Here is a 13,292-nt window from a genome sequence, read left to right as displayed (position 1 = left end):
TACTTAATCTTGTGCATTACCTTTAATCTTTAATACCGAAATAGCGGCAAACAACATAAAAAAACCTGCCAATATAAGTGCATAAACGGCCTTTCCATTAAACACATACTTTATGATATAACCGATACAAAGGCCGTTTATAATCTGTGGAAAAGTGATAAAGATGTTAAAAATACCCATATATACACCCATTTTATTAGCTGGTAAATTTGCAGAAAGAATGGCATAAGGCATAGCCAAAATGCTCGCCCACGCAATACCGATACCCAGCATGGGCAGGGTCAAAAGGTACGGATCGCGGATAAAAAAAATAGACAACAAAGCGAATCCTCCCAACAAAAGTGATATGGCATGGGTAGCGCTCTGTCCGAAATATTTAGCTATTCTTGGTAAAACTAAAGCGTAAAGGGCTGAAACTGCATTGTAAATACCGAATAACACACCAACCCAATTGCCTGCATTTGCAAAATCGGTTGAGGATGAATCTCCTACTTTAACGCTATAAATATGCTCTGCTATTGCAGGTGTACTAAAAACCCACATAGAGAATAATGCAGACCAAGAGAAAAATTGTACAAGGCCCAATTGTTTCATTGCTTTTGGCATCTGTTTTAAATCGTTCAGAATAGCCGCTAAGCCTCTTGTGTCTTCCTGCTTGGCAGTAGTTCTATTTGCGGATTTTTCGAAGGCATTCAGTTCTGCCGGTGTATACTCCTTTGTCGTCATCACTGTCCACATTACGCTCATCACCAGGATGAAAGCACCTATATAGAACGAAAAGACTACATTGTCGGGAAGATGCCCTTCCGCTGCTAATTTAGAAACACCCAAGAACTCTGCTAACACATAGGGTAACCAGGAGCCAACAACTGCGCCGATTCCAATAAGAAAACTTTGCACAGCAAAGCCTTTACTCCTTTGCTCATTGGGTAAATTATCGGCGACCAACGCCCTGAACGGTTCCATCGTCACATTGATGGAAGCATCCATGACCATTAACATACCCGCTCCTATTATCAACGGAGGTAGAATTGTTGTTAAAACCGCGGCGTTTGGCATCAATAATAGGGCAATAGCCGTTAATAACGCCCCAGTTAGAAAGTAAGGACGCCTCCTGCCGAGCCTGCCCCACGTCCGATCACTGTAATGCCCTACGAGTGGTTGCACAATCATGCCGGTTAAAGGCGCGGCTAACCAGAATAAAGACAGATGTTCGACATCGGCACCAAAGGTTTGCAATATTCTGGAAGCGTTTCCGTTCTGAAGCGCAAAACCTATTTGGATTCCTAAGAAGCCTAAGCTCATATTAAATATTTGCAAAGTGCTGAGACGTGGTTTAGTTAGTTGATTCATGCTAGGGTAACGCAAACTAGGCAGTTTGGCTCTGTTTAAAGACCGATTGCTTTAGTTTAAACAAACACTTAGTTATTAACAACGGCAGTTGATTTTCGGGGAATAATAGTCGAAGGAAGAAGAATAACCTGCTTTTCCGTTACGGACTCCTTATTGCACAAAGCCTCAAATAAAATTTCTGCGGCGCGTTTGCCCATCTCGAAAGCTGGTTGCTTAATAGTACTTAAAGGAGGGTTCAGCATATCGGCAATTTCCAAGCAAGAAAAGCAAACAAGTTTAAAATCTGAAGGAATCTCCAATTTTACATCTGCGCAATATCGCAAAGTAGTCATTGCTAACCGCTCAACAGAGGCGAAAGCACCATCGGGTTTCATTTTCTCAAAAGATCGTTTAATAGACTTATATATTTCTTCCTTATCGTTTGTGCATTCAATAATCAACTCGTCCTCACATGGTAAACCGGCACTCTTTAGCGCGTCTAAATAACCCTGCATCCTGATCTTCCCGATAGATACATTCTTATTTACCACTAGGTAAGCAATCCGCTTACATCCGTTCATGATTAAATGGAATGTTGCTTCATAGCTGCTCTCATAGTCGTTGCCCGTTACACAAGTAGCTTCTACGTCTTCATAGCAGCGGTCAAAAAAAACTAATGGAATCCCCCTTTCTTTCAACATATTTAAGTGAACATGTTTTAACCCCTCTCCTGAGGCTGACATAACCACCCCCTCTACCCTTCCATTGCATAACGATCGGATAAATGTGGCCTCCTGTTTTACATCATCTTCTGTAACATAAATCAATGTATGGTAGCCATTACGTCTCGCTTGTTGCTCAATACCTTTGATCGCTTGCGAGAAAAAGTTATTATCAAATTCCGGAATGATGATGGCGATTGTTTTACTCTTTGATTCGCGCAGATTACTAGCATAAAGGTTAGGTGAATAACCTAATTCATCGGCCATGCGTAAAATACGCTCTTTAGTAAGCGGATTGATATCGCTATTATTTCGAAAGGCTCGGGAAACAGTCGAAGTAGATAAACCCAAAACGGCTGCTAATTTTTTGATGTTTATTTGGCTCATTATTTATAATTCTATTAACAAACTTAGATAAAGTTGATCGTTATTCCAAGCTTACAAAGTATTGTAAACCAACTGCTTCGCTAATCCATCTTCTTATAATATGTTACTTGAACAAACAAATTAATTTTATTTCTTGTTAGTGATTATGAAAACAAGAGCTTGAGATATGGATAAACTAAAAAAGTTTGAATTGATGGAAAAGATTGTCCGTCAATTAGAAGATTTGCGAAATAGCCAACAGGCTATTCTTGAAAAAATAAGTAACATTGAAGTAGAGAACATTGAAGTAGATGATAAAAGTCTTGAACAGATTCTTCCCCAAATCCATCAGCGCACAGCAGATAACCTGGATGCAGTCACAAGTTTAATGGAAGAATTCACTTCAAAAACCAGTGATTTTGGTGAAAAAAATAATGTGGCTCGACTAAGGCAACAGCAAGAAATCAACAATACTAAATAATATTCAAGCCGGGCAGCTACTGCCCGGCTTGAATACTAATATCCTGGATTTTGTGTATAATTTGGGTTTCCCAATTGGTTCAAAGGAATCGGGAACAACAGATTTTTCGCGTCTGATGCCGGTTTTTCTTGCCAGGCTTCCAAAAATCTGCCAAAACGGATGAGATCAGTTCTCCGATGTCCTTCCCAAAAGAATTCCCTACCTAATTCATCCAATAATAGCTGTTCGTTCAATTCGGTAAAACTGCTGGCACCGCGCTTTGTCCGTACTTGATTGACTAAGTTAAGGGCTTCGCCGGTTTGTCCCAACCGTAATAACGCCTCGGCCTTCATTAATAAAACATCCGAATAACGGTAGAATACCCAATCATTATTTAACAAGCTCGTAGAACCGTTCGCATAGTCAATTGGATACTTAATAACACGTATACCAGCTACTTCCAAATGATTCTGATCTCTTTCTATAATGCTAACTTCTGGAGTAAAGGCTAAAGGGTTTCCTCGTCTATCGGTTAAGTTTTCACCATTTTGATTTACTTGCTGTCCTACCAAAAAGCCAACTCTTACACCACTCACATTAGTTACACCGGGATATTCACCGCCTCTCCGGACGTCACTTTCTTCAAATTTATTATAGAAGTCCGATAAAGTACAGAAACCATTATTTCCCGGGGGATTTTGATTATAGTGTAATGTAGCTACCCACATATTCGTCATACCGGTAGCAGAACTTTCTCCACCGATATTTTCACCTGTAAAGATATTTTCGGTTGTCGATTGCCCATTATTTGGCGCGAAATTTAAATAATAATTATCAATTAAGGCGTATTCTCCACTATTGATAATCTCATCCGCCAACCGAACGACTTCCTGCATATCTTCATTGGCAAAAGTCGGCGCTTGACGATTCAAAAAGGCTCCCTTATTTAAATAAATTTTCATCAACAGAATTTTAGCTGCATCTTGTGAAGCACGATCAATTCTGTCCGTAGGTAAATCGTCTAACACTTCTGTCACTTCAGAAATCAGGTAGTCAATTTCTTCTTGCGCAGTTCTGACCCTCGGATTTTGCGTAACATTTTCTCCGGGGTCACGGTAAGGTACCTGTCCCCAACCATCTAAAATGGAAAATTCGGCAAAAGCCCGGAGAAATCGAGCTTGGGCTTCTTGCGAGGGAGTAGGATTATACTGCAAAATATCCGTTGCCGCATAGCTAACTCCTAGTACATCTTTAAACACACTGTGAACGCGTGTATGATCTGATTGCCATCGATGCAAATGAAGCGCTCGCCAAGCACCGTTATCGTCCCAGTCGCCGCCTCTCGTAGGAACTATCGCTTCATCGGTAGGAAATTCCTGTAGCGCCCACCAACCATACGGACCATAGTACGGATTGCGCATGGCAATATAGGCCGCATTTAACAACGCTGGTACATCATCGCTGCCAACGCCACCGGAACCTACTTGCCCATGAAGATCTTCTTCCAGTTTTGTACATCCTGTAAATGCAACTAATGCAAGTAAAAGGACCTTTATATATTTATTTCTCATGATTCTTCCGCTAAAATTTATAATGAAAAGTTGACGCCTAAATTAAATGTTCTGGCTGTTGGATAGGTCACATTATCTATGCCCGCCGAAGGCACGCTGTTTACCGATTTATTGACATTCACCTCAGGATCAAATCCTTTATATTTAGTGATCACAAATAAATTTTGCCCGTTAACAAAAATGCCTAAATTTTTAATGGAGTTACCAACATCTCCTACCCGGTAACTTAATGTAGCGTTTGCAAGTTTTAAATAGCTTCCATTTTCAATGTAACGTGATGAGGCTGCAATTGGATTGGCTGGCGACTCTAATATGCTTGAATTTACTAGTTCCGAAGCAATGTTTCTAGACCCTAGATTAGATATAGGTAATACAGCATTAGCGGTATTATTATAAATATCTTGTCCGAGGGCTCCATTAAAGTTTGCAGAGAAAGAGAATTTTTTATAATCTAACGCTGTACTAATACCTAATAACACTTTTGGATTTGGATTTCCCACACGATAAAACACAAAACCGTCGTCTGTATATTGTGAAAACCCTTCTTGATCCAATCCTAAATATTCCCTTGTCACGAAGGCAAAAAGCGGATAATTATTTTGAATTACTTGCACCGTTACATCACTAAGCCCTTGCCCGCTTAAGCTACCGGTTCTAATGATTTCATTTTCTCCTAAATTGCGTACCTTATTGCTTACAAACGTTGCATTCGCCCCTAAATCCCATCGAAAATTATCATTTTCAACGATTACACCATTTAGGTTCAGTTCGATCCCTTTGTTAATTACTTCTCCCGGCAAATTTATCCAAGTAATAGATGCATCCGGTGATGCAGGATATTGTGGTGTTTGCGGAAAAAGTAAATCCGTTGTCTTCTTATTAAAATAATCCACCGTACCACTCAAGCGACCGTTAAATAAACCAAAATCCAGCCCCACATTCATCTGTTCATCCGATTGCCAACGTAAGTCTGGATTCTCGTTATTATTTATAGGTCTGGTTTGGCCACCACCTCCATATCCGATTGAATATCTACGTTGTGATGAACCCGACGGAAACTCTTGATTACCTGTTTTACCCCAACCGGCACGTAACTTCAATTGATTCAACCAAGCAACATCCGCCATAAAATCTTCATTTTTCAGGTTCCAAGCACCCGCGAATGAAGGAAAGGTTCCATAACGGTTATTTTCTCCAAATCGAGTAGAACCGTCAATACGAACCGTAGCGGTCAATAGATAACGATCTTTAAAATTAAAGGTAGCCCTTCCGAAATAAGATTGTAGTTGCGTAGTAGGATCGTTAAAAGAGTTCAAATTTCTATTTCCAGGTGCAGTGGCTTGCATAACATCGGTATAATCTACAGGAATATCGCCGAAACCACGTGCATTCATGTCGGTGCCCCGATTGATGAAATCCATGTATTCATAACCTATCACCGCGTTTAGATTAAGGTCGGAGGCAATTTCTCTATTAAATGAGAGTGTATGAGTCAATTGTTTAGTTATGAGCTCATTATTAGCAACACTAGCATATCCCCCAGGGAAATTATTGGCGGGCTCCGCCTGAATACTTGGAAGATTAATAAAACTCCGCGTGGATGATCGACGTTCTCCCCGGTTATAGTTAATACTCAACAACATCCGATACTCCAACCAATCGTTAAACTTATAATAAGGTGACAAGCTTGCCAATATGGTAGATACATTAGAACGATCGTTATAAGCTTCAGACATGGCTAGCGGATTAACAATATTACCACGTTCTACCAGCAAACTGCCATCCGGGTTCCGCAATGGCCGAGTTGGGTTCCAGGCTAAAGCGTGTGTTAGTAAACTACCTGACGCTCCTGCGTCTGTTGCCAGGGGTGCTATATTTTCGTTGGTCTGGCTGGCTATTAAACTCACATCCAATCCCAATTTTTTACTTTTAAGCATTTTGAAATTTCCATTAAACGAACCGCTGTATCTTTTAAATCCGGTTTTTTCGATAATACCCTGCTGATCCTGATATCCAAAAGATGCTCTGTACTTATTATCAGCGTTCCCTCCGCTTAATGAAAGGCTGTGATTTTGATTGTAAGCGGTTCGCAATATCGCATCCAAAGCATCGACATTATCGCCAAAATCACCAGTTGTTAGTCCATATTTGTTTAAAGCGTCTCGATATTGGTTGCCGTCAAGAATGTCGATTCTTCTCATAATATTACTTATCCCACCGGAAGAGTTGACATCTACCTTCAGGCCGCCCTCCTGACCACGTTTTGTTGTGATTAAAACGACACCGTAAGCAGCTCTTGAACCATAGATTGCCGTTGCGGACGCGTCTTTTAAGATTTCCATCGAGGCAATGTCCGCCGGATTAATAAAACTCAAGGGATTTCCTGCCGGGCTCGTACCTATCCCGCCACTTTGACTCGGTCTGGCTGAACGCCCGTCCAAAGCAACGCCGTCCACTACGTACAGTGGTTGCCCGGTACCTGTAACAGCCGAATTACCACGAATACGTACGGTGGTAGCGCCCCCTGGTTGTCCGCTATTATTGATCATCTGCACACCGGACACCTTACCCTGAATTAATTGATCGGCTGCAACTAATGGGCCTTTGTTGAAATCCTTGGCGCCAACAGAAGCAACAGCTCCCGTTAAATCACTTCTGCGTTGGGTACCATACCCTACCACTACCACTTCATCCAAACCCTGCGCATCGGGTTGCATGGTAAAGGTCACCGTAACGGCCTGGCCTGAAACCGTGACAGATTTTTCTTGCGGCATATAGCCGACAAACGAGGCAACTAAAGTGTACCTTCCATTCGGAATATTAGCCATGTTAAAATTCCCGTCAACATTCGTTCCTACGGATTTGTTTAATTCTTTTAGCTGTATAGAAGCACTTGGTAAAGGTTGGTTGTTTTCGTCTAAAACTTTTCCCGCTATACTGCCACTTTGTGCCATAGAAACGAGAGAGCTTAGCATAAAAATGAAATACGCCAGAAAACTGACAACATGATTCTTTTTCATTCGATTGGTTTTAATGGTTATAATGAAGCTTGTTGGGCCAATTTATTTGGCCATTTACATACATACATCGCTAGATAAGCGTTAAGGAACGGGCGTTGGATAAAAACTCATAATTTACTTTAATTTTATTGGTGATACCTTTTGTTAAGATTGGCAATTGTCATCGTCTTTCATGACAACACCCAATCTGTTTATATTGGCCTCTGGAAACGCTACACCTAATGAAAACGTTCCCGATGAGTGCGGTAAAATTAAAGTTATTCTTAAGAATTACAAAAGTAATTTTTAAAATGTAAACGCCGATTTAGGTGCTGTACACTTCCAGCTCTTTTAGACTTACTTTGGCACAATTACAAGTAACCGCTTTTTTTCTTTCAAAAGACGTTGTGGGAAATGACGTTTTTAGTTACTTTTATGTCGTGACCTATTACAACCGTTCATTATATTCTATAGACTTATGAAGTTAAAAGCAGCCTTAGCTATTTTTCTATGTATCGGTTTTGCGTTCGTATTAAATAAAAAAATCGGGGATATCCCTCCTCTAGGAAAGTTTTTAAATCCATTTGATGGCTTTTGGAAAAATGCAGAGCCCCTTTCGCAAACAGAAAATCAAAGCTATCTTGTAAAAGGGATAAAAGACACCATCGAAATTTTTTATGACGACCAACGCATCCCCCATATTTCTGCCAGAAACGATTATGATCTCTATTTTGCGCAGGGCTACATTACCGCGAAAGACCGACTTTGGCAAATGGACTTTCAAACGCGATATGCAAGTGGTAGACTTGCGGAAGTAGTAGGTGCAAAAGCAGTTCCGTTAGATCGGTATCAACGAAGAATGGGTATGATGTTGGGTGCTGAGCGAATGCTAGCTGAAAGTATGAAAGATCCTATTAGTAAACTTATCCTTGAAGCCTATGCCGATGGTGTAAACGCTTATATCGCCGATCTCTCTCCTGCTGATTACCCTTTGGAATTCAAACTGTTAGATTATGCACCTGAACCTTGGCAACCTATAAATTCAGCCTTATTGCTGAAATTAATGTCTGCTACACTCGCCGGTAGTACCGATGAACTTCATATGACGAACATCCTGAAGACACATGGAAAAGAAATAACAGACAACTTATTTCCAAACTATCCTTTTAGAGAAGATCCGATTATCCCACAGGGAACGCCTTGGCCATTTAAGGCGGTACACGGAACAAACATTGCAAATAAAATTCAGACACCTGTAGAACAACCCAAAGAGTCACTCTCTTCAATGAAGTTTATTGATCAAAATAATTTACTGGCAGGAAACAAGGAAGAGGGTTTAGGCAGCAATAATTGGGCAATATCTTCGCAAAAAAGCAGCACGGGCTATCCAATATTGGCAAATGATCCACATCTTAGCCTTACACTTCCAAGCATTTGGTATCAGGTACAGCTTCAAAGTTCCACCAGCAACACTTGCGGTGTTTCTATTCCTGGTGCCCCTTGTGTAATTATCGGCTTTAATCAGCACATTGCCTGGGGTGTGACTAATGTCGGATCAGACGTATTAGATTGGTACCAAATTACCTTTAAAGATAAAAAAAAAGACTTCTATTTAGTTGATGATGAATGGAAGAAAACTACGAAAAGAATAGAAAAAATCAACGTAAGATCAGGTGCTACTGTATTCGATACGGTATACTACACCCATCACGGTCCTATTAGCGTCACCGAAGAACCGCTGAATAGCGATAGCAACCTAGCAAACAACATACCAACGGGTGCGGCTTTGAAATGGGTTGCCCATTTGCCCTCCAATGATTTGCGAACCTTTTATGAGTTGAATCGAGCCAAGAACTATGATGACTACAGAAAAGCACTGGTGTTTTTTACTGCCCCGGCTCAGAACTTTATTTTCGCTGACAATCAGGATAACATTGCTATTACACCAAACGGCTATTTTCCATTAAAATCATTTGAACATGGAAAATTTATACTCGATGGAAAATACAGCAAGAACGATTGGTCGGACAGAATTCCTGCAGAGCAGAACCCTAGCGTTAAAAATCCATCACGCGGTTTTGTCAGTTCGGCAAATCAATCCCCGGTTGATCAAAGTTATCCTTATTATTTGAATTGGGAGTATGCACCCTATGATCGCGGGCATCGAATAAATGAACGACTAGCAAAACTGGAACACGCAACGGCTGATTCACTTCGATTACTTCAGCTCGATAACAGAAGCATATTGGCGGACGATATCCTGGATACCTTGGTGTCTGTTACTGAAGGGGTGCAGGAATTAAATGACATTGATCGAAAAGCACTTGCCTTATTGCGAAATTGGAATCATTGTTATGAAGCAACTTCTATTGCTGCAACCATTTTTGAACAATGGTATAAAGAAATTGAAAATGCATTATGGAGCAAATGGTTTGATAAAAAATCGACGAAAATGCGTTATCCCAATCGCGATCGTACTGTCGAGCTCTTACTCAATGAGCCTAATTCAATATGGTATGGAAAGGAAAAGACGGGCACCCTAAGCCCTCGAGCTACCCTGTTCGCCAAATCACTTCACGACGCCCTACAGAACCTGGAAGAAAAATATGGTGCGCTCGATGAAACTTGGGCGTGGGGAACGGTCAATGAACGACGTGTTCTTCACTTGGCGAGTATAAAAGGATTGGCATCTTTTAAGTTTCCCGTCAATGGTTCGGGGCGTACAATAAATGCAATCAAGGAAAAGAGCGGCCCTTCCTGGAGAATGGTAGTAGAACTTGGCCATAAACCGAAGGCTTATGGCATATTACCGGGTGGCTCGTCAGGAAACCCGGGCAGTATTTACTATGACAATCAATTGAAAGCCTGGCTTCAGGGAGAGCTCAAAGAACTACTATTCCTGACAGGTGAAAAAAATGAGCTGCAAAACAGAATTGTAAGTAAAATTACGCTTACCAACTAAATCAACTTTTGTCTTTCGTAAGTGAATAGGCAAACTTCATGCTTTTTAAAATACTATTATAATGAAAATGTATATCGTACTTTGTGTAACCATCTTCACGGCTCAATTAGTATTGCCTTGGTGGATCATTATACCAATTTCCGTCATTGTATCCTATCTTTTCAACGAAAAGCCATGGAAAGCTTTCATCATTTGCTTTGCTGCAATCTATTGTGTTTGGGCTTTGTACAGCCTTTATCTAAGTTATTTAAACGGGCACATACTACCTAACCGTATCGGCCTGTTACTGGGCTTACCTGAAAGCTCTTTCAATTGGATCTGGATGACGCTGATCAGTGGTATACCCGGTGGCCTAGTAGCAGGTTTTGCCGGCTTGTCGGGACAATACATTAGAAAAGCATTTTAATATTTTCACGTATCTTTGTTTTCAGTAAATATGGTAAACATCGATAAAAGGGCAATTTTTCAAATAAGCTCATCGGAACAATTTGAGCAAGTTGCATTGCAAATTTTTAAGAAGCAAGCATTGGAGAATGCCGTGTATAAGGAATACCTGCACTATCTCAACTGTAATCCTAACAATATTTCTCATACAGAAGAAATTCCATTTCTGCCTATTGAATTTTTTAAAACAAAAGAAGTCATACTGGATAATCAAATCAGTCAAGTTACTTTTTCAAGCTCGGGAACTACCGGTATGCAACCAAGCAGGCATTTGGTTAGCGACTTGAGCTTGTACGAAGAGAGTTTCAGAAGAGCTTTCAGGCTTTTTTATGGCGATATAAAAAACATGGCCCTATTGGCCCTTCTTCCTTCTTATTTGGAACGCGAAGGATCTTCACTTATTTATATGGTAGATGATCTGATTAAGGATTCCAATCCACAATATAGCGGTTATTTCCTTTATGACCATCGGGCTTTATATGAACGATTGAAGGAGCTTCAAAACCTGAAAATTCCAACCATGCTAATCGGCGTCACCTATGCTTTGCTTGATTTTGTCGAAAACTATAACATTTCTTTTAAAGAGTTGATCGTTATGGAAACCGGTGGAATGAAAGGTAAGCGGAAGGAAATGATCCGAGATGAATTGCATAATATATTGTGCACCGGTTTCGGCGTCACCGCCATACATTCCGAATATGGAATGACTGAGCTTTTGTCTCAAGCCTATTCTGAGGCAAAGGGCGTTTTCGCCTGTCCTCCTTGGATGAAAGTATTAATAAGAGATGTAAATGATCCACTTACCAAATTGCCGAAGGGATTAACGGGAGGCGTCAATATAATTGACTTGGCTAATCTTAATAGTTGCTCTTTTATTGCCACACAAGATCTCGGTCGCGTTTCAAGTAATAATCATTTTGAAATATTGGGCCGCTTCGATCAAAGTGATATCCGAGGTTGTAATCTATTGGTCCAGTAACCACTCGCTCATAGCTATTATTGTTACCGGCTGCTGAGCTACAACCGGTAACCGACATTCAAATAGGGGCTTACTGTGCAATGAGTAAAAAATAGTTCTTTTTACCTTTTTGTGCAATTATATATTTGTTATTAATCAAGTTTGAAAGGTCAATCGTTTGATCAACCGATCCAACTTTTTCCCTATTAATGGATACGCCCCCACCTTGTATCATTTTCCGAGCTTCACCTTTTGAAGGGAAAACAGATGCGTAGGTAGAGAGGAGATCGACAACATTGATTCCGTTTTTCAACTCCTCTTTTCTAATTACAGACTGTGGCACACCATCGAAGACGTCCAATACATCTGCATCGTCCATGCCACTTAGAAAGTCCAAAGAACCGCTTCCAAATAAAAACTCAGAAGTCTTTACGGCCATTTGGTAAGCAGATACCGAATGTGTTCTTATCGTAATATCCTCGGCTAGCGCCTTTTGAACAATTCGTAAATGTGGAGCAGCATCATGTTCAGCGATAATCGAATCGATTTCGGCCTTATCTTTAAGGGTAAAAATTTTGATCCAATTTTTTGCGTCTTCGTCACTTGCATTAAGCCAGAATTGATAATATTTATAGGGCGACGTTTTTTTAGGATCCAACCACACGGCACCACTTTCAGTTTTTCCAAATTTTGTGCCGTCTGTCTTCTTTATCAACTGAGTTGTTAAACCAAAGGCACTTCCTCCTTCCTGCCTTCTAATAAACTCCGAACCGGTTACGATATTACCCCATTGATCCGATCCGCCCATTTGGATCATACAACCTTTATGTTTCCATAGATAGTAAAAATCATAGCCTTGGATAAGCTGGTAAGAAAACTCCGTAAATGATAAGCCATTTTCACCTTCTAATCGCTTTTTTACTGAATCTTTTGCCATCATATAATTGACAGTGATAAGCTTTCCGACATCACGTATGAAATCTAAAAACTTAAAATCTTTGAACCAATCATAGTTATTGACCATTATGGCTCCATTGCCTTTTCCACTTCGGTTGTCAAAATCTAAGAATTTTCTCAACTGCTTTTCCAAGCATGAAACATTATGGCGAAGCGTTTCCTCGTCCAACAAGTTCCTTTCCGCCGATTTGAATGATGGATCTCCGATCATCCCGGTGGCTCCGCCCACCAAAGCGATCGGTCTATGTCCCGCTCGCTGAAAATGAATGAGTGTCATTATTTGCGTTAAGTGACCTACATGCAACGAATCGCCTGTTGGATCAAAGCCGATATAACCGGAAGTTACTCCTTTTTCTAATTGTTCTTCTGTTCCGGGCATAATGTCCTGTAGCATGCCCCTCCAACGCAGCTCGTCAACAAAATTCATCTCTGTATCTATTTATTTAACTATCTATTTTTCCCATGAAATGTGCAAACTTAGCATTATTTTTTCATCGATGTAATTTTTTCTCCATTTAATA

At 40.5% G+C, this 13,292-nt stretch carries 9 protein-coding genes; 4 read left to right on the top strand and 5 right to left on the bottom strand.

What is annotated here, in order from left to right; translation table 11 throughout:
- Nucleotides 1–3: 3 nt before the first annotated feature.
- Nucleotides 4–1,305 (bottom strand): MFS transporter, encoded by a 1,302-nt coding sequence (locus M1D52_RS12105; protein WP_437392669.1) that lies wholly within the window; start codon nt 1,303–1,305, stop codon nt 4–6.
- 116 nt (nt 1,306–1,421) lie between these two features.
- Nucleotides 1,422–2,441 (bottom strand): LacI family DNA-binding transcriptional regulator, encoded by a 1,020-nt coding sequence (locus M1D52_RS12100; RefSeq protein WP_437392668.1) that lies wholly within the window; start codon nt 2,439–2,441, stop codon nt 1,422–1,424.
- A 166-nt stretch (nt 2,442–2,607) separates the two neighbouring features.
- Here M1D52_RS12100 and M1D52_RS12095 point away from each other — a divergent pair, with 166 nt between their 5' ends.
- Nucleotides 2,608–2,901 carry a hypothetical protein gene (locus tag M1D52_RS12095; RefSeq protein ID WP_437392667.1) on the top strand — a complete coding sequence of 98 codons (294 nt, stop codon included), beginning with the start codon at nt 2,608–2,610 and terminating at the stop codon, nt 2,899–2,901.
- Nucleotides 2,902–2,936: 35 nt separating this feature from the next.
- On the opposite strand, the gene M1D52_RS12090 is transcribed toward M1D52_RS12095, so the two are convergent.
- Together M1D52_RS12090 and M1D52_RS12085 are read right to left on the bottom strand one after the other, a co-directional pair.
- Complete coding sequence (locus M1D52_RS12090) at nt 2,937–4,451, bottom strand: RagB/SusD family nutrient uptake outer membrane protein (protein ID WP_013667152.1); 1,515 nt, start codon at nt 4,449–4,451, stop codon at nt 2,937–2,939.
- A 17-nt stretch (nt 4,452–4,468) separates the two neighbouring features.
- On the bottom strand, nt 4,469–7,471 hold the full coding sequence (locus tag M1D52_RS12085; RefSeq protein WP_013667153.1) for a SusC/RagA family TonB-linked outer membrane protein: 3,003 nt from the start codon (nt 7,469–7,471) through the stop codon (nt 4,469–4,471).
- A 457-nt stretch (nt 7,472–7,928) separates the two neighbouring features.
- Between M1D52_RS12085 and M1D52_RS12080 the strand changes: the two genes are divergently transcribed.
- The 3 genes from M1D52_RS12080 to M1D52_RS12070 all read left to right on the top strand — a co-directional run bounded on the left by M1D52_RS12080 (nt 7,929) and on the right by M1D52_RS12070 (nt 11,835).
- Entirely contained in the window at nt 7,929–10,412 is a 2,484-nt protein-coding gene (locus M1D52_RS12080) for a penicillin acylase family protein (protein WP_437392666.1), read from the top strand.
- Nucleotides 10,413–10,473: 61 nt separating this feature from the next.
- Complete coding sequence (locus tag M1D52_RS12075; protein ID WP_437392665.1) at nt 10,474–10,818, top strand: hypothetical protein; 345 nt, start codon at nt 10,474–10,476, stop codon at nt 10,816–10,818.
- A 30-nt stretch (nt 10,819–10,848) separates the two neighbouring features.
- Nucleotides 10,849–11,835, top strand: a complete 987-nt coding sequence (locus tag M1D52_RS12070; RefSeq protein WP_437392664.1) for a LuxE/PaaK family acyltransferase — start codon at nt 10,849–10,851, stop codon at nt 11,833–11,835.
- 70 nt (nt 11,836–11,905) lie between these two features.
- Here M1D52_RS12070 and tyrS read toward each other — a convergent pair whose 3' ends face one another.
- Complete coding sequence (gene tyrS / locus M1D52_RS12065) at nt 11,906–13,198, bottom strand: tyrosine--tRNA ligase (protein WP_377608774.1); 1,293 nt, start codon at nt 13,196–13,198, stop codon at nt 11,906–11,908.
- Nucleotides 13,199–13,292: the final 94 nt, after the last annotated feature.

It is taken from the genome of Olivibacter sp. SA151 (genome assembly GCF_054130995.1).
The sequence above is the reverse complement of the archived record's forward strand: the minus strand, read 5'-3'. Positions and strand labels throughout refer to the sequence as shown.

Bases quoted from the DNA above. Each gene is read 5' to 3' on its own strand.
- M1D52_RS12080 (WP_437392666.1), top strand. From the start codon at position 7,929: ATGAAGTTAAAAGCAGCCTTAGCTATTTTTCTATGTATCGGTTTTGCG.
- M1D52_RS12070 (WP_437392664.1), top strand. From the start codon at position 10,849: ATGGTAAACATCGATAAAAGGGCAATTTTTCAAATAAGCTCATCGGAA.
- M1D52_RS12105 (WP_437392669.1), bottom strand. From the start codon at position 1,305: ATGAGCTTAGGCTTCTTAGGAATCCAAATAGGTTTTGCGCTTCAGAAC.
- M1D52_RS12100 (WP_437392668.1), bottom strand. From the start codon at position 2,441: ATGAGCCAAATAAACATCAAAAAATTAGCAGCCGTTTTGGGTTTATCT.
- M1D52_RS12075 (WP_437392665.1), top strand. From the start codon at position 10,474: ATGAAAATGTATATCGTACTTTGTGTAACCATCTTCACGGCTCAATTA.
- M1D52_RS12095 (WP_437392667.1), top strand. From the start codon at position 2,608: ATGGATAAACTAAAAAAGTTTGAATTGATGGAAAAGATTGTCCGTCAA.
- M1D52_RS12090 (WP_013667152.1), bottom strand. From the start codon at position 4,451: ATGAGAAATAAATATATAAAGGTCCTTTTACTTGCATTAGTTGCATTT.
- M1D52_RS12085 (WP_013667153.1), bottom strand. From the start codon at position 7,471: ATGAAAAAGAATCATGTTGTCAGTTTTCTGGCGTATTTCATTTTTATG.
- tyrS (WP_377608774.1), bottom strand. From the start codon at position 13,198: ATGAATTTTGTTGACGAGCTGCGTTGGAGGGGCATGCTACAGGACATT.